A 21,180-nucleotide genomic window follows, 5' to 3' on the forward strand; every position below is an offset into this window, starting at 1 on the left:
TAAGTACGTGCAAAGACAGGCAACAAGGTGCGTGGCATTCCGCTTCAGATGCGGATGGATGCCATGCTTGCGTCATCCTGTATGGAAGGCGCCATTCTTGATCAAGGTGGAAATTTGTACAAGCGAATAAACAGCTTGTTCATGCAGCATGTTTATTTCGCAAGACCGTATCGGCGATAATATCCGCTTGTCGCCGCCACTTTTTCGGAACATTTCAAACATGACGCTTGCTCGCTGCAGCTGGGCCAATCCAGCCAATCCGCTGTATCTCAAATATCACGATGAAGAATGGGGCGTACCCTGCCACGATGAAACGCGCCTGTTTGAAATGCTGAATCTGGAAGGCGCACAGGCCGGTCTTAGCTGGGTGACCATACTCAACAAGCGCGAAAACTATCGCGCCGCCTTCGATCAGTGGGATGCCAGAAAGATCGCCGCTTATGACGCGGAGAAAGTGGCCGCGTTGCTGGCCAATCCCGGCATCGTACGCAATCGCCTGAAAGTGGCGGCCACGATCAATAACGCCCAGGCTTATCTGCGCTTGTGCGAAGACGTCGGCAGCCTGGATGCATTTTTATGGGCTTATGTGGATGGCAAGCCGATTTTGAATACGCGTGCGAGCATCAATGAAACGCCGGCCAAGACACCTTTGTCGGATCAATTGTCCAAAGATCTGGCCAAGCGCGGCTTCAAGTTTGTCGGCTCGACGATCATCTACGCCTATATGCAGGCGATCGGCATGGTGAATGATCACGCGCAGGACTGCTTCTGTTATCGGGCACCCAGGATATAAGCGTGGGCGCGGGCTGGCTTGTTCGCGGGCAAAAAAAAGCCCGCACAAGAAGGCGGGCTAAATCTATATCAAAGGAGGAGACATAGAGGAGACAGGTGAAGTATAGGGCGCTGCCTTTAGCAAAGCCAATTTCCATTTCTGATATCGGATATTCGATTTGTGAATATCATATTGAAAATATGCGCCAGGGTCTTATGACTTGTTGTTGCACACCGGTTTGCGTAAAATTCGGGCTCCGGATCGGACGGGCAAAAAAAAGCCCGCACAAGAAGGCGGGCTGAATCTATATCAAAGGAGGAGACATAGAGGAGACAAATGAATTATATGTACTTTTGTCGCGGCGCACCAATTTCCTTTTCTGATATCAGATATTTGCAGTGTGAATATGGCGTATTGCGACGCGGTAATCTTCCAGCGATCACGGTCTTGCCGGTCATTTTCCGGGCAACCCTGCCGGATAATGCGATGTTTGCTAAAATCTGCTTGCGCATCGTTAACACATCGCATCCTTCCCGGCCCGCGCATCAATCTGGAACAAGGACGTGAGGACGACCTCACCGCTCCATCATCAATCGAGGACGGCCTCGGCAATGTGGAGAAACAAAACTATGCCTTGGCTTATTCTTGTAATTGCCGGCCTGTTTGAAATAGGCTGGGCCATCGGACTCAAATATACGGACGGTTTTACGCGTTTGTGGCCGACGGTCGGTACGCTAGTCGCGATGCTGATCAGCGTCGTGTTGCTGGGATTGGCGATGAAATCGCTGCCGGTGGGAACTGCCTATGCGGTCTGGACCGGCATAGGCACCGTAGGTACCGTCATCCTGGGAATGGTGTTGCTGGGTGAAGCGGCTTCAGTGGTGCGCGTGATCTGCATACTGCTGATCGTGGCGGGGATCATCGGATTGAAGGTTTTCAGCCCGACTTGATCGCCTTGGCGGCGGACGCGCCTTGCGTCCGCCCTCTGCATCAATCCTTCTTGTCTTTCTTCTTGCTCGGCTTTTTAACTGACTTTCTAACTTTTGGCGCCAGCATCGTGTGCCGGCAGCTTGCGGCGCCGCAACGGCATTCGTAGGCCTTTTTCAAGACCTTGGTTTGACGCTCGTCGACCACCAGGCCGTAATCGTAATTGAATTCCTCGCCGCGTTTGATATCGCGCAGAGTGTAAATATAGACGCGTTTTTTTTCTTCGCGCGCTTCGCAGTTCGGTTCACATGCGTGATTGATCCAGCGCGCATCGCTGCCATCGACGCCGCCATCAATCATCTTGCCGCTTTCGAGGCTGAAAAAGAAGGTGTGATACGGATTTTCCGGATCGGTGCCGTGACGTTTGGCCGCCTCTTTGTCGCTGATGCGTTCGCCTTCGTATTCGATCAACAGCGTGTCGGCCGGAATGTTGCGCGTGGCAAAAACGCCGCGGCCGTGTATCGGTGAATTTCTGACGATGAATGCTGGTTTGTCTGACGCGGCTACGGTTTTGCTCTTGCTCGATGAGGTCATGTTTAGTTCAGTGACAAAAGAATGCGTGTTTTCAGGAGGTCTGGAGCCGACAGCCATGCACAAGAAGTATTCCACCTGCCGGCGCGCTATTGTCTATCAATACCGGCGCAAGGACAATTGCCTGACGATGTTTATCGACGCGGCCGGCAGGCCGTGAGCATATTGCAGACCAAATCACGGGCGGGTAATAAAAATGCATGCAAGCCGGGTGTGCCGACTTGCATGCATCGAGTAGCGATTGCACTGATCAGGCGCGCCGTTACTTGTTCTCCCTGATTCGCCCTGCGGTTTTCTGCTTAAAATTCTTCCCAGTCGTCGCCGCTCTTGTCGGCGGTGATCGGTTTTTGTGGTTTGGTTTCCAGCTGTTTATGCGGCGCGGCAGTCAGTGCTCTGGGTGTGGTAGCCGGTTTGGCCGCCTGCAAGGCTGGTGCGGCACGCTTGGTCGATGCTGACCCGGCGCTGTCAGGGTCGAGCTTGAAGGTGGCGACAGCGCCAGACAGTTCAACCGCCTGATCCTGCATGCTTTGCGCTGCTGCCGCAGCTTGTTCGACCAGTGCCGCGTTTTGCTGTGTCATTTCATCCATCTGGCTGATCGCCTGATTGACCTGTTCGATGCCATCGCTCTGTTCCTGGCTGGCCGAAGTGATTTCGCTCATGATGTCGGCCACATGTTTGACTGAAGTGACGATCTCTTGCATCGTGCTACCAGCCTGGTCGACCAGCTTGCTGCCCGCATCGACCTTATGCACGGAGTCATCGATCAATGCCTTGATTTCCTTGGCGGCGCCGGCACTGCGTTGCGCCAGATTGCGCACTTCGCTGGCGACCACCGCAAAGCCGCGCCCCTGCTCACCGGCACGCGCCGCTTCCACTGCGGCATTCAAGGCCAGAATATTGGTCTGGAAAGCAATACTGTCGATGACGCCGATGATATCGACGATCTTGCGCGAGCTGTCCTTGATCGAACCCATGGTGGTTACCACTTCGCTGACCACGCTGCCACCCTTGACGGCGACTTCGGTAGCGGACACGACCAGTTGATTGGCTTGTCGCGCATTGTCGGCATTCTGGCGTACGGTTGACGTCAGTTCTTCCATCGAGCTGGCAGTTTCTTCCAGCGATCCGGCCTGTGCTTCGGTACGGCTGGAGAGATCGGCATTGCCGGAGGCAATTTCACCCGATGCGACGGTGATGGTTTCAGTGCCACGACGCACTGCGCTGACGGTTTTGGATAAACTGTCGTTCATGTCCTTGAGTGCCTGCAGCAACTGTCCGGTTTCATTGGTGGAGTTCACATTGATTTGCTGCGTCAGATCGCCGGCTGCGACGCTGCGGGCAATCTGCACTGCTTCATGCAGAGGGCGTGCGATCAGGCGAATCAGCCAAAACGCCATAAAAGCGGCCAGCAGTACGCCGAAGATGATGGCGCCTATCGAAATATTGCGCACCATGACAAAGCGCGTCTGCGATTCCTCGAATGCTTTTTTTGCTTCACGCAATTCCAAATCGATCAATGCGGCGACGCCGGCGCGCACCGGTGTGATCAACTCTTCCATCGGCCCGTTGACGATTTCGGTCACGCGCAATACATTGCCGCCGCGCGAGGCGGCGATTGCCGGCTGCAGTGCTTTTTCGAGGAAAATCTTGCGGTCGACGGCAAACTTATCTGCCAGCACTTTCGCTTCCGGCGTCAAAGTGCTGCTCATGAAAGCATCGAAAGCCTGATTGATTTCCTTCGAGTGTTTTTCAATCGCATCCATCTTCGGGATAACCAGGCCGGGGTCGCCGTAAATCGATGCAGCGAGATCGAGTTGATTGATGGTCGATAGCGTGATGACGGTATTCAATTGCCCGATAGGCACAGTACGATCCTCGTACACGCTTCTCAATGCCTTGTTGGTTGTGTCGAGCGAGGTCAATCCCAGAATGCCGGTTGCTATCAGCAGGAGGGAGAGTATGCCCATGACGAATAAAAGCAGGGATTTTATAGTTATATTTTTTAACATGACGGTCTCAAAGCAAACAGGTGAATAACTGCAATCGGAGGAATACAATTTCCTCGCCGGGTGGCGCGGGTGCTGAGTGAGGTGACGGCGAGTAGCGTCAGGCGGGGCTGCGTTCCGCCAAACCCATGTCCGCGCCGGACATCAATTTTTCGATATCGATGAGTATCAGCATGCGTTCATCGACGGTCCCCAGACCGAGCAGATAATCGGTGGCAAGGGCACTATTCATTTCCGGCGGCGGTTTGATTTGTTCCGGCGTCAATGTGATGACGTCCGATACGCTGTCCACCACCATGCCGACGACATGGTTTTCGAGATGGAGAATCACGACGACGGTGAACTGGTCATAGCTCGGTGTACCGAGCTTGAACTTGATGCGCATGTCGATGATGGGGACGATGATGCCGCGCAGATTGACTACGCCTTTGATGAACTCGGGTGCGTTGGCGATGCGCGTGACGGTATCGTAACCACGCAACTCCTGTACCTTTTGAATCGAGATGCCGTACTCTTCCTTGCCCAGAGTGAAGGACAAGAATTCCAGCGTGCTTCCTGCTGCATTGATGACAGATTGTGCGTTGTGCGCAACTGCGTTCATGTGCACTCCTTTTCGGTCTCTGTTACGCGTTCTAGGAACGTCTCTTTTTGCTTGTCGTGGGCACAAATATTTTTGTATAAGCCTGCTGTGCTCTCATTTACCATAAACAAATAGTTTCCGGCAGTCAATGCGATAGGTGCTTATATGGAAATTTAGAAATGAATGCGTTGCGTAGAGGACAAAGCATCGTTGTCACGGGAGAAATTAGTGTGATGAGGCTGTTATTTTCATGTCGATGAGACAACTGTAAAATTTCAAGCCGCCAAGTCTAGTCATCCGTGATTGATACCGCTGTTTTTTGCCGTGTACAGGCGATTTCCCTATGTTCTCCATTTGAATAAAATGCGTAGAGTAAAATAGCGCGCTGCCGACTGAGACAACCCTGGCGGCAGATGATTTTTACAGGGTTGGCTGGAACCTAGCATGCTGCGACTCACTGACGTTCAACTCCCCTTAGACCATACCGAAGACGACCTGCTGGTTGCGATCATCGCGCGCCTCGGCATTGATGCCGACGACCTGATCAGCCATACGGTATTTCGTCGCGGTTACGATGCGCGCAAGAAAAACGCGATCATCATGGTCTACACGCTCGATGTAGAAGTGCGCAATGAAGAAAAAACGGCTAAGCGCCTGCAAGGCAATCGTCACGTCACCATTGCGCCCGACACCAGCTACCATTTTGTTGCGCAGGCGCCTGCCGATCTGAGCATGCGTCCGGTCGTGATCGGCTTCGGCCCTTGCGGCATTTTTGCTGCACTGGTTCTGGCGCAAATGGGTTTTCGCCCGATTATTCTGGAGCGCGGAAAAGAGGTGCGCGAGCGCACCAAGGATACTTTCGGCCTGTGGCGCAAACGCGAACTGAATCCGGAATCGAATGTGCAATTCGGTGAAGGCGGCGCGGGTACTTTTTCCGATGGCAAGCTGTGGAGCCAGGTGAAAGATCCCAAGCATTACGGCCGCAAAGTGCTTATGGAATTTGTCAAAGCCGATGCACCGGAAGAAATCATGTACGTCAGCAAACCGCACATCGGTACCTTCCGCCTGGTGAAGATGGTTGAACTGATGCGCGAAACGATCAAGCAATTGGGCGGCGAATTTCGCTTCGAGAGCAAGGTCGACGATATCGAGATAGCAGATGGCAAGGTGTGCGGCCTCAAGCTGGCAGACGGCAGCCACATCGACACCGATCACGTCGTGCTCGCGATAGGGCACAGTGCACGCGACACCTTCCAGATGCTGCATGCACGCGGCATTTATCTCGAGCCGAAACCGTTTTCGATCGGCTTTCGCATCGAGCATCCGCAATCGCTGATCGATGCCTGTCGTCTGGGGCCGAACGCAGGTCATCCGGCTTTGGGCGCAGCGGATTACAAACTTGTCTATCACGCCAGCAATGGTCGTTCGGTCTACAGCTTTTGCATGTGTCCGGGCGGCACAGTGGTGGCTGCCGCATCGGAACCGGGTCGCCTGGTGACCAATGGCATGAGCCAGTATTCACGCAACGAACGCAATGCCAACGCCGGCATCGTGGTCGGTATTACGCCGAAAGATTATCCGGGCGATCCTTTGGCCGGCATGGAATTCCAGCGGCAATGGGAGGAGCGCGCGTTTGAACTGGGCGGCGGCAATTACGATGCGCCCGGCCAACTGGTCGGCGACTTCATTGCGAACCGGCCATCAACCGCATTCGGCTCCGTGCTGCCCTCATACAAACCAGGCGTCAAACTCGGCGACTTGAATCCTTCCTTGCCAACGTATGTGATTGATGCGATCCGCGAAGCATTGCCGGAGTTTGAAAAACAGATCAAGGGATTTTCGATGAACGATGCGGTGCTGACCGGCGTGGAAACACGCACGTCTTCGCCTGTCAGCATCAAGCGCAATGACGACGATTTGCAAAGCATCAATACGCGCGGCTTGTTCCCGGCCGGTGAAGGAGCTGGTTACGCAGGCGGCATCATGTCGGCGGCGATCGATGGCATACGCGTGGCGGAAGCGTTGGCGCTCAGCATGCTGGACGGCGTGAAGCGCGGCACGACGAAGTAAGGAAGTGAAGCAATAAGTGTCACCAATAAGAAACGCCGCATATTGCGGCGTTTCTTATTTCAGGCATGCTCGTGCCGAAGCAGTCAATCTACAGCCAGCCCGATTTTCGGAAGCGATAGTAAAGATAGCCGCATACGCCAGCGACCATCAGGACGGAAACCGGGTAACCGTACTTCCAGCCCAGTTCCGGCATGAATTTAAAGTTCATCCCCCACAAACCGAAGAAGGCAGTGGCCACCGCAAAAATTGCCGCCCATGCAGCGAGGCGCTTGTTCACTTCACTTTCTTCAATCGTGACCATCGACAGATTGACCTGAATCGCGGTAACGATGGTTTCGCGGAAGGCATCGGCCAAGGCATTGATGCGATACAGATGATCGCCGACATCGCGGAAATAATCGCGCGTGCTCTCACACAGACTGGGAACACGCCCGCCATAGAGTTTGCCGACGGATTCCATCAGCGGTGCGACCACATGCTTGAGCATGACAACTTCACGCTTGAGTTCGTACAAGCGTTCGATGTTGGCGCGCTGCGAACCCTTGTGGAAGATTTTGGCTTCGATCAGTTCCAGTTCGCTTTCCAGCGCCTCGACCACCGGGAAGTAGCGATCCACTACTGCATCCATCAATGCATACAGGACGAAGGCCGAGCCTTTGCGCAATTGTTCCGGCTCCTGCTCGCAGCGTGCGCGCACACCGAGAAAACCCTGGGCGCTGCGGTTGCGCACCGACAGAACATAGTTGGGGCCGACGAAAATATCGAGTTCGCCGATATGCACGGTGCCTTCGACCATTTCAGCCGTTTTTACCACGACAAATAGCGAGTCACCATATTCTTCAACCTTGGGGCGTTGATGGCCCTTCATCGCATCTTCAACCGCCAAATCATGCAGATTGAATTCTTCCTGCATCTGTTCGAGTTCGGCCGGTTCGGCATCTTTCAGCGCTACCCATACAAAGCAGTTGGGCCGCTTCAGGTAGTCGCTGATTTCCTCGATCGAGATATCGGATAATTTATTGCCGTCCTGATAGGCAACGCAGTTGATAAGCATGGGCAACAATCTCCGGAATGGGTGCGACTTTGATCAGTCGTCGATGCGCGAGTGTACACGCGCCAGCGGCCTGTTCGTCAAGCGTTCGGTGCGGAACATGGGCACAAAATGCGATCGGCATGCCTGCAAGCCAGTAGTTAAAGGGCATCATGGTTTGTCGGCGGCGCTGATGCATGCTGCTTTGACGGTGTTTGTTTTTGCAAGCCTGCTGTTTTCCAGACCTGCCGCCGTTTTTTTCGTTCCTGCGCAGCGGCGGTAATTTTTCACGTAATCATTGAAAACAATCTTTGCCTGCGCGACCGGCAAGGCAGCTAGGCGTTTGGCCAATGTGCGGCTGATCTGAAAGTGCTGGTAATCGATAGGTGCATCCCAGTCGCCGCCCCAGATCAGGAAGCCGTGTTCGGCAAATACGTCCACCACTTCTTCCGCCATTCCCTTGCGTGCGGCTTTGCCCGGTCGCATGGCGAGCCGATTGGCATAGGCGCTGCCGGCAGCAGGCGAATAGCTCACTTTGCCGGCATCCTCAAATTGCACGAACGGATTCTGGATCGGGTTGATATCGATGGCGGCGCCGTAGGCATGCAGCGAGGGTGCACCGCCATTGATGATCGCACGGTCGTTGAAGGCGGAGGTATTGTTGGCGCGCATCGCGGCCAGATCGTCACCGCGATAATGCTGCATCAACTGCGCCCCGGCGAGCGCAAATTTTCTTTGCAGCAGTGTAGTGAAGATGGCCTGCACATGATCAGCCAGCGCCGCCATGACCATCACCGCGCCGTCGTCGTGTACCTTGCCGTCCAATCCCAGGTAGGAAAAATGCACGACGCGCAGTTGCGCACAACTGACCGGCGCGTTTTTGTGCAGCACGTCGGCATCGCGCATGGCCTGACACATGCCCGGATCGACTTCGGCGATAGCCATTGATGCGGGGCGTGCATTTTCTGCATGGCTTGTCATTGCAGCAAACATCAGCAGGCAGGATCCGGCGAATCGAAATAATGAAGATATCGATAAAGAGGGCATGAATTGTTCTTTTTGAAATGAATCGCGCTGAATGAGCATGTGCAGCGCGAAAGAGTTGCCATTATAGGAAGAGACAGTGCTCTGGTGTGCGCAAACCGACCGATTTTCAGGCCGGGCGGCGTAGAATGGGCGCTTCCCTTACTGCTACCGTTTCAATGACCATACTGCTTTCCACACTCAACGCCCGTTACACGCACGCATCGCTGGGTTTGCGTTGTCTGCTGGCAAACATGGGCGAACTGCAAGGTGTGACGCAATTGCAGGAATTCGTGATTGGTGCGCGACCGACCGACATGGTCGAAAAGCTGCTCGCGCATCAGCCGCGCATCATCGGCTTCGGCGTCTATATCTGGAACGTCGAAGAAACCACCAAGCTGGTCGCATTACTCAAGCGCGTGGCGCCGGAAGTCGTGATCGTGCTGGGCGGGCCGGAAGTGTCCCACGAATCGAACGAGCAAAGCATAGTCCAACTGGCCGATTACCTGGTCACCGGTTGGGGCGATGTCACGTTTCCCGCTTTGTGTAAACAGATACTGTACGGCCCCAAGCCGCTGATGAAAATCCATGCCGGTGTGCAGCCGCCACTGGCGGAACTGACGATGCCGTATCAGTTGTACACCGATGAAGATATTGCGCATCGTACGCTGTACGTGGAAGCGTCGCGCGGCTGTCCGTTCAAATGCGAATTCTGCCTGTCTGCGCTGGATAAAACCGCGTGGCCTTTCGATATCGAACAGTTTCTCGGCGAACTGGAAACGCTGCATGCGCGCGGCGCACGGCTGTTCAAGTTCGTCGATCGCACCTTCAATCTGAATATCAAGACCAGTTTGAAGATCATGCAGTTCTTCCTCGACAAGCTGGAAGCCAATCCACAAGATCCGGTATTCGCGCACTTTGAAGTGGTGCCCGATCATCTGCCGGATGCCTTGAAGGAAGGCATCATGAAATTTCCGGCTGGCACGCTGCAGTTTGAAATCGGCATTCAGAGTTTCAATCCGGAAGTACAGGCGCTGGTCAGCCGCAAGCAGAATAATGAAAAGGCCGCAGAAAACATCCGCTGGCTGTGCGAGCACTCGCATGCGCATTTGCATGTCGATTTGATTGCCGGCCTGCCGGGCGAAGATATTGCCAGCTTTGCGCGCGGCTTCGATCGCCTGCTGGAATTGCAGCCGCATGAAATCCAGTTCGGCATCCTGAAACGCCTGCGCGGTACGCCCATCATTCGCCATACCGAACAATACGGCATGGTGTTCGATCCGCATCCGCCGTACACGATACTGGCGACCGACCGCATAGACTTCAATGCGATGCAGCAACTAGTGCGTTTTGCGCGCTACTGGGATCTGGTCGCCAACTCGGGCCGCTTCGCACATACGCTGCCGCTGATATTGAACAGTCCTTTGTCCGCTTCGCCGTTCGCCAATTTCATGCGACTGTCGAACTGGTTGTATGCGACTACCGATGCCACCAACCGGATTGCGCTGGAACGTCTGGCGGTATTGGTGGCGCAATGGCTGGTCAGCGAAGGGATGGATGAAGAGCAGGCGGCGGCGGTGTTGCGCAGCGATTACGCCGGGCAAGCCAATACCAAGCTGAAGACGCAAGCCTTGAAGAAAGCTGAAAAGACGGCGGAGAAGAAAGCCGCTGCGCCGCAACGTCAGGCACGGCATATGACGGCTTGATTGCCGTCGGATGGTTTATGCAAGCTGCTTGCGCCAGCCTTCTATCAGTTGCAGGCACGCCGGGTCCAGCGCTTCCAGCGGGATGGATTTCTGGCGATGAAAAATCATCAGCGCATACAGTTTTGCCAGCCCATTTACTTCCGGCGACAAGGCGCGCTCTTCGCCGGTCGACGGGCATTGCATGCGCCAGTAATTGATGACCTGTTCGAGTTCTGGCAGCGTGATATCCATCGCGCTATTGTACGCGCGGCGCGGTAGCGGTAAAGGATGGTGTTGCCAGGCGGTGTTGCAGGACGACAAGCTGCCCTATCCGTATTCCTTGTTTTGATGTGTGCCTTACCCTGAAAATTGTTTTGTTTCCCATGAATTCTGCTTTCGATATCAAACGCTTTTTCCCTTTCCTGCGCTGGCCACGACCGACGCTAGCCACACTGAAAAGCGACGCCTGGGCCGGCCTCAGCGTCGGCATGGTGCTGATTCCGCAGGCCGTCGCCTACGCCACACTGGCCGGTATGCCGGCAGCGACCGGTTTGTATGCGGCGCTGATTCCCAGCCTGGTCGGTGTGTTGTGGGGCTCGTCTGCCCTGCTCGCGGTGGGGCCGGCAGCGCTGTCGAGTCTGCTGGTATTCGGCTCGCTATCGCCGCTGGCGGTGCCGGCTTCCGAGCAATGGGTGGCGCTGGCGATCTGGTTGTCCATCTATTCCGGCGGGATACAGTTTTTATTGGGCGCATTTCGCCTTGGCCGTCTGAGCAATCTGGTGTCGCAGCCGGTGATCGTCGGCTTTATCAACGCGGCGGCGATCATCATCATGATGTCGCAATTGCCTACGCTGCTAGGCATCGCCGATATTTTCAACAGCCATCCGCTGCAGGTGCTCGAGCGCGTTGGCGCAGCGCCATCGCATATGCTGATAACGACGGCATTCGGTGGCGGCACCCTGTTGCTGCTGGTGCTCGGCAAGCGGTTTTTCCCGCGCTTTCCCACCATTCTGTTCGTGACGATACTGGCGACTGCGCTTAGTTGGGCGTTTGGATATGCGGCGGCCGGCGGTGAAGTGGTGGGCGACATTGCCCGGGGTTTGCCACCGCTGGTGTTGCCGTCGGCGATTTCATTCGAGCAGCACCGCGAATTGTGGTCGGCTGGTCTGGTGCTGGCATTGATCAGTTTTACCGAAGCGATGTCGAGCTGCCGCGTACTGGCGCGCAAGCGGCGCGAACGATGGGATGAAAATCAGGAGCTGATAGGTCAGGGTCTGGCAAAAGTGGCGAGCGGATTTTCCGGCGCGTTTCCGGTCAGCGGCTCGTTTTCGCGTTCGGCGCTCAATCTGTATGCCGGCGCAACCAGTGCATGGGCGACCTTGTTCACATTGATTTGCGTGCTGGTATGCCTGCTGTTCTTTACCGATATGCTGTATTACGTGCCGCGTTCGGTATTGGCCGCACTGATCATCATGCCGGTGTTCGGCCTGTTCGATTTCGGCGCTTTCAAGCGACTGTTTTCCATTTCGCGCGACGATGGCGCGATTGCTGTGGTCACTTTCGCGGTCACCATCGCCGCCATGCCGCGCCTGCACTGGGGCGTAATGGTAGGCATCACGCTGACGATGGTGTCCTATCTTTATCGGCATATGCAGCCGCGCATCATAGAAGTCAGTCAGCATGCAGACGGCACCTTGCGCGACCGCCAGCGCTTCCATCTGCCGCGTCTGGCGGACGATTTGCTGGTGGTGCGCATCGATGCCGCGCTGAATTTCCTGACTGGCGGCGTGCTGGATCGTTTTGTGGTTGAGCAATGCAGCCGCGATCCGCAGATCACGCGTCTGTTGCTGTGCGTCGGCTCAGTCAACGATATCGATGCAACCGGCGTCGATACGCTGGAATCCTTGCAGATCACCTTGAAAAGCATGGGCATCGATCTCTATGTTTCGGCGATCAAGAAGCAGGTGTGGGATGTGCTGGAAGGTGCGGGCTGGCTGAGAGGCTTGTCGCCGGAACATATTTTCATGACGGATCGCGAAGCCATCGCAGCGCTGGCTGCGGTTCGCTGAGCCGGGTTCTACTCCGGTTTTGCAAATAATCATCTTCTGCGTGTAGTATTGCCGACGTCAGAATGGCGCATACATGCCGGTGTCCTGTTTTTCGCCATATTGCCTGGCAGACAGCATGCTTGTGAAGATGTTTAACCTACAAAAGGGGTAGTAACCGCATGCGCCGCAGCCGTTTCTTCAAGCACATTCCGACCTCTGAAAGCATTCAGCAAAACCGCTTCCTGAAGCCGTTCAGCCGCTATCTGCATCATCATTTTCTCTGGCAGTTCAATCGACGCAGCGTGGCAGGCGGCCTGGCAGTGGGCTTGCTGGTCGGCATCCTGATTCCATTCGCGCAAATATTGTTCGGAACGATAGGTGCGATTCTGACGCGGGTTAATTTGCCGATCGCAGCATTCGCCACGTTTGTGACCAATCCGTTTACCGTGCCTCCGCTTTATTACGCCGCCTACCGGCTGGGTAATTTCGTGATTGGATCGGATGAAGTTGCCGCTGGTGCATCGCTGGGTCGGGGCATGTTTGATAAAGTCGTCAACGAGCAGGGCGAAGTCAGTCATTGGCACGACAAGCTGATTGCCTGGATACAAACCGTCGGCCCGGAGTTGATGACAGGCCTGGCCATCATCGCGGTGGTGTCGGCGCTGACCGGATATGCACTGGTGAATGTGATCTGGCACTTGCAGGCGCGCTACCGCTGGCACAAACGAGGGTCGCGCAAGTGTGCAGACTGAGCAGCTAGCCCGCCTCAAAACGGGTGACTGCTTGACAGAAAAAGAGTGTAAAAAAGGGGCGGCATCCATAAACAGATGCCGCCCCTTTTCACTTCCTGCATTTGCTTTTTATCTTCTCACTCGTTTTTTTGTTCGTTTGCATAAGGCGCATGCAAATGCACGGGTTTGGCAGCAGCGCGCGCGCGCATGCGGATATTGATCACTTCCACGATCAGGGCAAACGCCATCGCGCTATAGATATATCCTTTTGGAACGTGGTGGCCGAATCCTTCGGCGAGCAGTACCACGCCAATCGCAACCAGGAATGCCAGCGCCAGTATCTTGATGGACGGATGGCGCGACACGAAGCGCCCGATCGGGCCGGCAAACACCATCATCAGGCCGACCGAGGCGATCACTGCCGCCACCATCACTTCGATGTGATCGACCATGCCCACCGCGGTGATGATGGAATCCAGCGAAAACACCATATCCACCACCATGATCTGCAGAATCACGGCAGTGAACGTGGCTTGCACCGCGCTGGACGTGTGGCCTTCTGCACCTTCCAGCGATTGGTGGATTTCGACGGTGCTTTTCCATATCAGGAATAGCCCGCCGCCTATCAATATCAGATCCCGCCCTGAGATTTCCTGATCCAGCACGGTGAACAAGGGTTCGACCAGGCCGATGATCCACGCCAGCACCATCAGCAAGCCTATACGCATGAACATGGCGATGAACAGGCCCAGCTTGCGCGCGAACTCGCGCCGTTCTAGGGGCAGCTTGTCGACCAGGATGGAAATGAAAATGATGTTGTCGATGCCCAGCACCAGTTCAAGTGCGGTCAGCGTAATAAAGGCCATCCAGATTTGCGGGTCGGACAAAAGCTCGAGCATATTCAGTCTCCAGTGATCTTGGTGGTACAGCAAAGGCAAGGCGACAGCGGTGAGACCGTAATGCGAGCCGAAGCAGGCCGCTATTTTTATGTATTTTAAATCGGGTCAAGAGGATTTGCGGCAACAAATATGCCGGTGTTCAATAATCCGCCCCTTTCCGGCATTGCTTCAGTCATGTACGCGGCATCGGCCGCAGCGTTTTAAACGTGCTGCAAGCGCGCAACAGCGCATCCAGGCTGCTTGACACTCAAAAACAATATGACTAATATATCAGTCATACACAATACAGATAACCATCATAGCCCAGGAGAAATTCATCATGATGAGTGAACGCCAGCGGAAATTCCGCGAAGAGTACAAAGCGGATATCAGTCCGCTATATAACGGTCTGCTGCATATTACGGTGATGTACGGCGTCGGTATCGCCGCACTGTGGTACTGCTCGACCAAATTGAACGGTGTGACCTGGGAATGGATGCTCGCCATCCCGGTGTTTTTGGCCGGTAACCTCGTCGAATGGGGCATGCACCGTTTTGTCATGCACCGTCGTATCGACGTGTACGCCTTGCGTGCAATTTACGAACGGCATACACGCCAGCATCACCAGTACTTTACCGATAACGAAGCCACCATCGATACCACGCGCGAATTCCGCATCGTGTTCTTTCCGTGGCGCGTACTGGCGACGCTGGGTGTTGGCGGCTTTGTTCTGGGCTGGATTGCCACGCAGATTTTCAATCCGAACGCCGGTTACATTGTTTTCATGACGATGGTCGCGCAATACCTGATTTACGAAACATTCCACTACTGCTGCCACGTGCATGAGAACTGGTTTGTGCGCAACATGCCGTTCATCAACACGATACGCCGTCATCACACCGCGCATCACAATCTCGGCATCATGATGAAGTACAACATGAACCTGACCTTTCCGATCGCCGACTGGGCCATGGGTACTACCGATTTGCGTCGCGGCTTGCTTGGCCACCTGTTCAACGGTTATAGCGAAAAGCACATCAAGGAAGAGTTGAAGCCGATCATCAAGCGCTTCCGCTATGAAGAAACTGGTGATACTACCGATGGACCGAAGTTGACGAAAGACGAGCAAGAAGCACTGGATCGCAGTCTGGTTCTGTAATTCTGCTGAAATAAAAATGCCGGGCATTGCCCGGCATTTGTCGTGTTTGCCTGAGTAAGTTACATGTCGGACAGCAGTGTCGCCTTGGTGAAGGTTTCGATATTGTCGAGCAGGCGATCGAGTCCTTCGCCCGCCTGCTTGACATCGCCCTTGGCGATGGCGCCGGCAACCGTTGCATGCAGGCGTGCCATTTCAGGCAGATCTGCTGCCTGCTTGTAGTGGAAGTACCAGAAGCGACGCGAGAGTCCGTGCATCAGGCGCATTGCACCTTCGGCAAATTCATTGCGTGCGGCAATCAGTGACAGTTCATTGAACTCGCGATCCGAGCGCATGAAGCTGACATCGTCATTGGTGGACGAGGCGTGCATGAATTCATCGTGCAGGCGCGCAAATGCGACGCGCTCTTCCGTAGTGGCGCGGCGCGCGGCGCTCTTGCAGATCAGGCGTTCGACTTCGCGTCGGGTCTCCAGCAGTTTGAGCTGTTTTTTCAGATCAATTTCTGGAATCAGCAAGCCGCGTTGCGGGAGCACCAGCAGCAGGTGTTCACGCGCCAGGCGCTGGATTGCTTCACGTATCGGAGTACGGCCGATGCTGAGCATTTCGCTCAGCGTCAGTTCGGATACCACCGAGCCGGGCGGAATGCGCAAGGTGATGATCGCCTCTTCGATCTGTTCGTAGGCGATATCGGTCAATTTGACCTTGGGCTCGGCCATGTCTTGCATGGTTTTTTTGACGGCAGGTGCTTTCGCCGTTCTGGATTTCTTGGCTGTGGCAACGGGTTTGCGCGCCGTTTTTGGATTCGAGGTCATATTGGTTTGTTATGTCGTCAGGCGAAGTGCAAATAGCGATTGTATATGGCTGCTGTTATTAAATGCTTAGCAGTGCCTGAAGTGGGTGAAAAGATACTTTGCATACTGTAATGCATCTTATATATGTCTTGTATGAATAATTTTCAATGGAGTTCCGATGCCGGGAAGTGAAAAGTTGGACGTCATTTGTCGCGGAAGCGCAGAGCTGACAATCGTGGCAGTGCATGGAATCCAGGGCACACGCGCCAGTTGGCAGCCAGTCGCGGATGCGTTGGGCGATGAGGTGCGCTGGGTGCTGCCGAATTTGCGCGGGCGCGCCGCTGCCTATCGCGGAACCGGCAGTGCCGATTACACGCTGGAAAAATTTGCCGACGACATCGTGGCGGTGATTGCACAGCAGGTCAGTACGCCTGAGACCGGCAAGCCTAATTACGTGCTGGCCGGCTGGAGCATGGGTGTGTCAGTTTCACTGGCTGTGTATGCTCAACTGAAGGCCCGGGGCATGCCTGTGCCGCGCGGCCTGATTCTGATGTCCGGCAGCCCGGTATTGCAACAGACGAGCTGGTTCAATGAAACCGGGCACGATGCCTTGCTGCAGGAAATCGCGGCACGCGAGCAACGGCTCGCGCTGATCAATCCTGCCGACCGCGATGCGGTGGCCTGGACCTGGCAGGCGATCCGTCATTCCGATCAGCGCACGCTGCTGCCGACGATCGATGTGCCGGCACTGATTGTGCATGGCAGTGCCGATGAAGACTCGCCGTGGTCGCATGCGCAGTTGCTTGCGCACTCGCTGCCGCATGGGCAACTGCGCATGATCGATGGCGGCGCGCATAGCATCCTGACCCAGAACACCGCACGCGTGGCAGAAGAAATGCGCGCTTTCCTTTCCAATTTTTAATTTATCCGGAGTTTCCATGAGAAGTAATGATCAGATCCATTTTTGTCCGCCGGCTCGCGTCGTACTGGGTTGCGGCACGCGTTCCCAATTGCCGGCCTTGCTGGCGCGTCTCGGTTATCGCTCGGGTGTATTCATCACCGATACTTTCTTTAGCGAAAAAACCCCGTGGGTGCGCGAATACATCGAAGCTGCAGAAGCGCTCGGCATTACCACCATCGTATTCGACGGCGGCAAGGCAGACCCGACCACCACCTTGTGCGATGAGGCAACCGCATTGATACGCGCACAAATCGGCGCGGTGCAACCGGATCACGTGATCGCTTTGGGCGGCGGCAGCAATATCGATTTGGCGAAGGCCTTGTGCGTCACCATCCCGGATGGCAAACCGGTAGCCGAATTTATCGGCGTCTTGCCAAATGCACCGAAAGCCTTGCCGCTGATTGCCTTGCCAACGACCGCCGGTACCGGTTCGGAAGCGACGCCGGGTGCAATCCTGATCGATCCGACCAATGCCACCAAGGTCGCGGTAATGGATAACGTGCTGCGTCCTGTGATTGCCTTGATCGACCCTGAATACACTTACACTTGCCCGCCGCGCGTGACCGCCGATTCCGGCGTCGATGCATTGACGCATGCAGTGGAATCGTATCTGACGCTGGACTCGGCCGAGTTCGATCGCGGCGGTCAGGTCGATCCTGGCTACAGCGGACGCTCATCGCTGACGATGATGTTTGCGCATGAAGCGATCGATCTGTGTGCGCGCTATCTGGTGCGCACCTATGACGACGGCAGCGATACCGAAGCGCGTATCGGCATGGCGTACGCCAGCCACTACGCGGCCTTGTCGTATGGCGGTGCCGGTCTGAATGCAGTGCACGGCATTGCTTATGCAGTGGCCGGTATCACGCACGAAACCCATGGCAGCACCAATGCCGTGATGTTGCCGTATGTGCTGGATGCGATGCGTTCGGTGCGTCATGACGAGCTGCTGAAAGTGGCGCGCCTGTTCGGCATCAAGGATAGCGATGAAGCGCGTGCGGTCAAGGAATTGCCGGTTGTTATCCGTGAGCTGATCGGGCATCTGGGTATTCCGACCACGCTCGCAACCTTCGGTATCGCGCGCGAACAATTGCCGGGCATGGTCGCCGATGCGCTGGCTGTAACACGTCTGGCCAAGGCATTCCCGGTAGCGGACGTACCGGCTGCGTATGCCAGCATTATCGAACGCGCCTGGCTGGGACAGTTGGGCGATTAAGACTGCGTAACAACAAAAAAGCAGCACTTGCCAACTAATAGTTATGTTGAATCCTACTAAAGTTCATGTAATATGTTAGTTGGTATAAATTAAATCTCACAAAAAATTCAAACAAGCCGCACAGCGGTATTAACGGAGCATTATCAATGGGTGCATTTACAGGAGCTTTCCTCCGCCCGAACGTCGCCAATCGTCTTGAGCGACTTCCAATGACAAATTATCAGCGTTCGCTATTTGGCATTATCGCAACCGCCTGGTTCTTCGATTCGATGGATCTGGGCATCATGACCTTCGTCCTCGGCTCAATCAAAGCCGAATTCGGTTTGTCTACTGCGCAAGCCGGCTTGTTAGCCAGCTCCAGTTTTCTCGGTATGTTTCTCGGTGCAGCGATTGCAGGGATGCTGGCCGACAAATATGGCCGTAAACCGGTATTTCAGTGGAGTATGGTTTTCTGGGGCGTCGGTAGTCTTGCCTGCGGATTTGCGCAAGACGTCGATCAATTGATGATTTTCCGCGTGATTCTCGGCTTCGGCATGGGAATGGAATTTCCTATCGGCTTGTCGATGGTGTCGGAAATCGTGCCGGCGAAAAGCCGTGGCAAATACGTCGCGATTCTGGAAGGTTTCTGGCCGCTCGGCTTCATCGCCGCCGGTATCCTGGCTTACCTGACGCTGCCGTTGATCGGCTGGCGCGGTATCTTCATCGCCTTGTCTGTACCTGCCGCTTTTGTGTTCGTGATTCGTCGCTATGTGCCTGAATCGCCACGCTGGCTGGAAGAAGTGGGTCGCAACGAAGAAGCGGAAAAAGTCATCAGCAAGATGGAAAAGAACGTCATCAAGGCGAACGGCGGGCTAGCATTGCCAGAGCCGAACAAACAAGCTGCGCCGTCCTTGCTGAAGAGAGACAAGCGCACCCTGTTTGCCGAGCTGTGGCACGGCGTGTACGCAAAACGTACGATCATGTTGTGGGCTTTGTGGTTCTTCGCGCTGCTCGGTTACTACGGCCTGACCACCTGGCTCGGCGCACTACTGCAACAGGCTGGCTATGAAGTAACCAAATCGGTGACTTACACGATTTATATTTCGCTGGCGGGTATTCCGGGCTTTATCTTCTCGGCCTGGCTGCTGGAAAAGTGGGGACGCAAACCGACATGCGTCCTGATGCTCGTCGGTAGTGCAGGTGCTGCTTATGTGTACGGGCAGACTGCGTCTGCACAAGCGCCGGTTGCGCAACTGATTGCTTCCGGTCTGTGCATGCAGTTCTTCATGTTCGGTATGTGGTCGGTACTGTATGCCTACACGCCGGAACTGTATCCAACCCGTTCGCGTGCTACCGGTGCCGGTTTTGCTTCGTCGGTTGGTCGCCTCGGTTCCTTGCTGGGACCTTTGGCAGTTGGCGTGATCCTGCCATTTACCGGACATACCGGCGTATTTACCCTGGGCGCAGCGTCCTTCATGATCGCGGCTTTCGTCGTGATTGCATTGGGTACTGAAACCAAAGGCAAGTCGCTGGAAGATGTATCGGGCTGATAAGTGAACTGAAGAATCGAGCTGAAAACCTATTTGGATAGGCTTCGATTCGAAGACCAAGCATCTCACTCTAAAAGGCCCGGCGACGGGCCTTTTAGTCCATCAGGGGTAGATGGGCGCATATATGCTTGTGCACATAGTTTGCGATTACATTACTTCAGATGGAATAGCTCGTCATGGAGGCAGCTTACATGCAAACCGTATCTGTAAAATCGCGTCGGCGCGTGACGCCATCGATCCCACGTGCACGTCTGACATCGCCACGTCCTTCACTGGGGCGCGCCGGCGAGCGCGCCTATCGCGTGATTGAAGCAGCCATTGTCACGCTGCAAATTGCGCCGGGTTCCACTATCAGCGAAGCTTTTCTGATCGAGATGAGCGGCTTTAGCCGGACTGCAGTGCGCGAAGCGATCCGCAAGTTGGCGCTGGAACATCTGCTGGTGATCAAGCCAAAAAACGGCATTTATGTCACCGAGATCGATACGCTGGCGCAACTACGTTTGATAGAAGTGCGGCGCGAAATCGATCGCATCGTATTTCAGTGTGTAGCTCTGCGCGCCAGCCCCGAGCAGCGCCATCAATTCTGGCAGCTGAGCGAACAATTCAAACAGGCCGTCAAGAATGACGATGCGCTGGAATTGATGCGGCGCGACAAGGAACTGAAGGAATTGTGTCTGCGCTGCGCAGAAAATGAATTCCTCGCCGTGTGCCTGCGTTCGACTCAAGGCTTGTCGCGTCGCTTCTGGTACCGGTATCAGGCCGAATTCGATTTCCTGTCGACTACCGGCCTGTTAAGTGCGGGCGTCGCCGCAGTGATCGCCAACGGCAAGCCGCAGCTGGTCGCAGAATCGGCCAAGCACCTGGTCGATAATGCAGAGTTGCTGGCAAAAAGGGTCGCTTCGGCATGCGGCATCATTATTCCGGAACCCGGTTTGCCTATGCTGGGCGAGCCGATACCAGGTTGAACGCCCGCATCGGCTCGGCTGCTGCGAGCCGAGCTTTCTCCTGGCATATGCAGTCGAGTGCTTACCGGTACTTGCTGAGTGTGGCCCTGCTCCCGATTGCCTATCAAATCCTCGTTGCATATCTTTGCTTATGGTTCGCTGATGTTATTCAGCAATCTGGGCGACTACGCTGGACAAATAAAAAGGGCTGCATCTGCAGCCCTTTTTTACATCTACATCGT

Annotated in this window: 19 protein-coding genes; 11 read left to right on the forward strand and 8 right to left on the reverse strand. The window is 55.1% G+C overall.

Annotated features, from left to right (window positions below; all coding sequences use genetic code 11):
* The first annotated feature begins 220 nt into the window (after positions 1-220).
* Complete coding sequence (locus tag ACIQW9_RS12745; RefSeq protein WP_402337411.1) at positions 221-793, forward strand: DNA-3-methyladenine glycosylase I; 573 nt, start codon at positions 221-223, stop codon at positions 791-793.
* Between the two features lie 608 nt (positions 794-1,401).
* Complete coding sequence (gene sugE / locus ACIQW9_RS12750; RefSeq protein ID WP_402337414.1) at positions 1,402-1,722, forward strand: quaternary ammonium compound efflux SMR transporter SugE; 321 nt, start codon at positions 1,402-1,404, stop codon at positions 1,720-1,722.
* A gap of 40 nt (positions 1,723-1,762) precedes the next feature.
* Here sugE and ACIQW9_RS12755 read toward each other — a convergent pair whose 3' ends face one another.
* From ACIQW9_RS12755 to ACIQW9_RS12765, 3 genes are all read right to left on the reverse strand, one after another.
* A complete protein-coding gene (locus ACIQW9_RS12755) occupies positions 1,763-2,293 on the reverse strand; it encodes an SET domain-containing protein (RefSeq protein WP_402337417.1) in 531 nt (176 codons plus the stop codon).
* Between the two features lie 296 nt (positions 2,294-2,589).
* Positions 2,590-4,299, reverse strand: a complete 1,710-nt coding sequence (locus ACIQW9_RS12760) for a methyl-accepting chemotaxis protein (RefSeq protein WP_402337420.1) — start codon at positions 4,297-4,299, stop codon at positions 2,590-2,592.
* Positions 4,300-4,396: 97 nt separating this feature from the next.
* Complete coding sequence (locus ACIQW9_RS12765) at positions 4,397-4,897, reverse strand: chemotaxis protein CheW (RefSeq protein WP_011869661.1); 501 nt, start codon at positions 4,895-4,897, stop codon at positions 4,397-4,399.
* Positions 4,898-5,320: 423 nt separating this feature from the next.
* Here ACIQW9_RS12765 and ACIQW9_RS12770 point away from each other — a divergent pair, with 423 nt between their 5' ends.
* Positions 5,321-6,946, forward strand: coding sequence for an NAD(P)/FAD-dependent oxidoreductase (locus ACIQW9_RS12770; RefSeq protein ID WP_402337424.1), 1,626 nt, complete (start codon positions 5,321-5,323; stop codon positions 6,944-6,946).
* A gap of 88 nt (positions 6,947-7,034) precedes the next feature.
* On the opposite strand, the gene corA is transcribed toward ACIQW9_RS12770, so the two are convergent.
* Positions 7,035-8,000, reverse strand: a complete 966-nt coding sequence (gene corA, locus ACIQW9_RS12775; protein ID WP_402337427.1) for a magnesium/cobalt transporter CorA — start codon at positions 7,998-8,000, stop codon at positions 7,035-7,037.
* Between the two features lie 147 nt (positions 8,001-8,147).
* Positions 8,148-8,921 (reverse strand): M15 family metallopeptidase, encoded by a 774-nt coding sequence (locus ACIQW9_RS12780; protein WP_402337430.1) that lies wholly within the window; start codon positions 8,919-8,921, stop codon positions 8,148-8,150.
* 257 nt (positions 8,922-9,178) lie between these two features.
* Between ACIQW9_RS12780 and ACIQW9_RS12785 the strand changes: the two genes are divergently transcribed.
* On the forward strand, positions 9,179-10,705 hold the full coding sequence (locus ACIQW9_RS12785; protein WP_402338036.1) for a DUF4080 domain-containing protein: 1,527 nt from the start codon (positions 9,179-9,181) through the stop codon (positions 10,703-10,705).
* Positions 10,706-10,720: 15 nt separating this feature from the next.
* Here the strand turns inward: ACIQW9_RS12785 and ACIQW9_RS12790 are convergent, their stop codons facing one another.
* On the reverse strand, positions 10,721-10,936 hold the full coding sequence (locus tag ACIQW9_RS12790) for a DUF3717 domain-containing protein (protein ID WP_402337433.1): 216 nt from the start codon (positions 10,934-10,936) through the stop codon (positions 10,721-10,723).
* A 131-nt stretch (positions 10,937-11,067) separates the two neighbouring features.
* Here ACIQW9_RS12790 and ACIQW9_RS12795 point away from each other — a divergent pair, with 131 nt between their 5' ends.
* On the forward strand, positions 11,068-12,753 hold the full coding sequence (locus tag ACIQW9_RS12795; RefSeq protein ID WP_402337436.1) for a SulP family inorganic anion transporter: 1,686 nt from the start codon (positions 11,068-11,070) through the stop codon (positions 12,751-12,753).
* A 158-nt stretch (positions 12,754-12,911) separates the two neighbouring features.
* Positions 12,912-13,484, forward strand: coding sequence for a DUF2062 domain-containing protein (locus tag ACIQW9_RS12800; protein ID WP_402337439.1), 573 nt, complete (start codon positions 12,912-12,914; stop codon positions 13,482-13,484).
* 116 nt (positions 13,485-13,600) lie between these two features.
* Here ACIQW9_RS12800 and ACIQW9_RS12805 read toward each other — a convergent pair whose 3' ends face one another.
* Entirely contained in the window at positions 13,601-14,362 is a 762-nt protein-coding gene (locus ACIQW9_RS12805; RefSeq protein ID WP_402337442.1) for a TerC family protein, read from the reverse strand.
* 319 nt (positions 14,363-14,681) lie between these two features.
* Here ACIQW9_RS12805 and ACIQW9_RS12810 point away from each other — a divergent pair, with 319 nt between their 5' ends.
* Positions 14,682-15,500, forward strand: a complete 819-nt coding sequence (locus ACIQW9_RS12810; protein ID WP_402337445.1) for a sterol desaturase family protein — start codon at positions 14,682-14,684, stop codon at positions 15,498-15,500.
* Positions 15,501-15,559: 59 nt separating this feature from the next.
* Here ACIQW9_RS12810 and ACIQW9_RS12815 read toward each other — a convergent pair whose 3' ends face one another.
* A complete protein-coding gene (locus ACIQW9_RS12815) occupies positions 15,560-16,309 on the reverse strand; it encodes a GntR family transcriptional regulator (RefSeq protein ID WP_402337448.1) in 750 nt (249 codons plus the stop codon).
* Positions 16,310-16,466: 157 nt separating this feature from the next.
* Between ACIQW9_RS12815 and ACIQW9_RS12820 the strand changes: the two genes are divergently transcribed.
* The 4 genes from ACIQW9_RS12820 (at position 16,467) to ACIQW9_RS12835 (ending at position 20,959) form a co-directional block, all read left to right on the forward strand.
* Positions 16,467-17,210 (forward strand): alpha/beta fold hydrolase, encoded by a 744-nt coding sequence (locus tag ACIQW9_RS12820; protein ID WP_402337451.1) that lies wholly within the window; start codon positions 16,467-16,469, stop codon positions 17,208-17,210.
* 16 nt (positions 17,211-17,226) lie between these two features.
* Complete coding sequence (locus tag ACIQW9_RS12825) at positions 17,227-18,465, forward strand: iron-containing alcohol dehydrogenase (RefSeq protein WP_402337454.1); 1,239 nt, start codon at positions 17,227-17,229, stop codon at positions 18,463-18,465.
* Positions 18,466-18,611: 146 nt separating this feature from the next.
* Positions 18,612-19,994: an MFS transporter gene (locus ACIQW9_RS12830; RefSeq protein ID WP_402337457.1), complete on the forward strand. Its 1,383-nt coding sequence runs from the start codon at positions 18,612-18,614 to the stop codon at positions 19,992-19,994.
* A 191-nt stretch (positions 19,995-20,185) separates the two neighbouring features.
* A complete protein-coding gene (locus ACIQW9_RS12835) occupies positions 20,186-20,959 on the forward strand; it encodes a GntR family transcriptional regulator (protein WP_402337459.1) in 774 nt (257 codons plus the stop codon).
* Positions 20,960-21,180: the final 221 nt, after the last annotated feature.

The organism is Herminiimonas sp. NPDC097707, from assembly GCF_044761395.1.
Lineage (GTDB): Bacteria > Pseudomonadota > Gammaproteobacteria > Burkholderiales > Burkholderiaceae_D > Oxalicibacterium.

What these genes read in the sequence shown, in the direction of transcription:
- ACIQW9_RS12820 (WP_402337451.1), top strand. Translation starts at nt 16,467, where the DNA reads ATGCCGGGAAGTGAAAAGTTGGACGTCATTTGTCGCGGAAGCGCAGAG.
- sugE (WP_402337414.1), top strand. Translation starts at nt 1,402, where the DNA reads ATGCCTTGGCTTATTCTTGTAATTGCCGGCCTGTTTGAAATAGGCTGG.
- ACIQW9_RS12770 (WP_402337424.1), top strand. Translation starts at nt 5,321, where the DNA reads ATGCTGCGACTCACTGACGTTCAACTCCCCTTAGACCATACCGAAGAC.
- ACIQW9_RS12835 (WP_402337459.1), top strand. Translation starts at nt 20,186, where the DNA reads ATGCAAACCGTATCTGTAAAATCGCGTCGGCGCGTGACGCCATCGATC.
- ACIQW9_RS12795 (WP_402337436.1), top strand. Translation starts at nt 11,068, where the DNA reads ATGAATTCTGCTTTCGATATCAAACGCTTTTTCCCTTTCCTGCGCTGG.
- ACIQW9_RS12785 (WP_402338036.1), top strand. Translation starts at nt 9,179, where the DNA reads ATGACCATACTGCTTTCCACACTCAACGCCCGTTACACGCACGCATCG.
- ACIQW9_RS12790 (WP_402337433.1), bottom strand. Translation starts at nt 10,936, where the DNA reads ATGGATATCACGCTGCCAGAACTCGAACAGGTCATCAATTACTGGCGC.
- ACIQW9_RS12810 (WP_402337445.1), top strand. Translation starts at nt 14,682, where the DNA reads ATGATGAGTGAACGCCAGCGGAAATTCCGCGAAGAGTACAAAGCGGAT.
- ACIQW9_RS12805 (WP_402337442.1), bottom strand. Translation starts at nt 14,362, where the DNA reads ATGCTCGAGCTTTTGTCCGACCCGCAAATCTGGATGGCCTTTATTACG.
- ACIQW9_RS12830 (WP_402337457.1), top strand. Translation starts at nt 18,612, where the DNA reads ATGGGTGCATTTACAGGAGCTTTCCTCCGCCCGAACGTCGCCAATCGT.
- ACIQW9_RS12780 (WP_402337430.1), bottom strand. Translation starts at nt 8,921, where the DNA reads ATGGCTATCGCCGAAGTCGATCCGGGCATGTGTCAGGCCATGCGCGAT.
- ACIQW9_RS12760 (WP_402337420.1), bottom strand. Translation starts at nt 4,299, where the DNA reads ATGTTAAAAAATATAACTATAAAATCCCTGCTTTTATTCGTCATGGGC.
- ACIQW9_RS12745 (WP_402337411.1), top strand. Translation starts at nt 221, where the DNA reads ATGACGCTTGCTCGCTGCAGCTGGGCCAATCCAGCCAATCCGCTGTAT.
- ACIQW9_RS12800 (WP_402337439.1), top strand. Translation starts at nt 12,912, where the DNA reads ATGCGCCGCAGCCGTTTCTTCAAGCACATTCCGACCTCTGAAAGCATT.
- ACIQW9_RS12815 (WP_402337448.1), bottom strand. Translation starts at nt 16,309, where the DNA reads ATGACCTCGAATCCAAAAACGGCGCGCAAACCCGTTGCCACAGCCAAG.
- corA (WP_402337427.1), bottom strand. Translation starts at nt 8,000, where the DNA reads ATGCTTATCAACTGCGTTGCCTATCAGGACGGCAATAAATTATCCGAT.
- ACIQW9_RS12765 (WP_011869661.1), bottom strand. Translation starts at nt 4,897, where the DNA reads ATGAACGCAGTTGCGCACAACGCACAATCTGTCATCAATGCAGCAGGA.
- ACIQW9_RS12755 (WP_402337417.1), bottom strand. Translation starts at nt 2,293, where the DNA reads ATGACCTCATCGAGCAAGAGCAAAACCGTAGCCGCGTCAGACAAACCA.
- ACIQW9_RS12825 (WP_402337454.1), top strand. Translation starts at nt 17,227, where the DNA reads ATGAGAAGTAATGATCAGATCCATTTTTGTCCGCCGGCTCGCGTCGTA.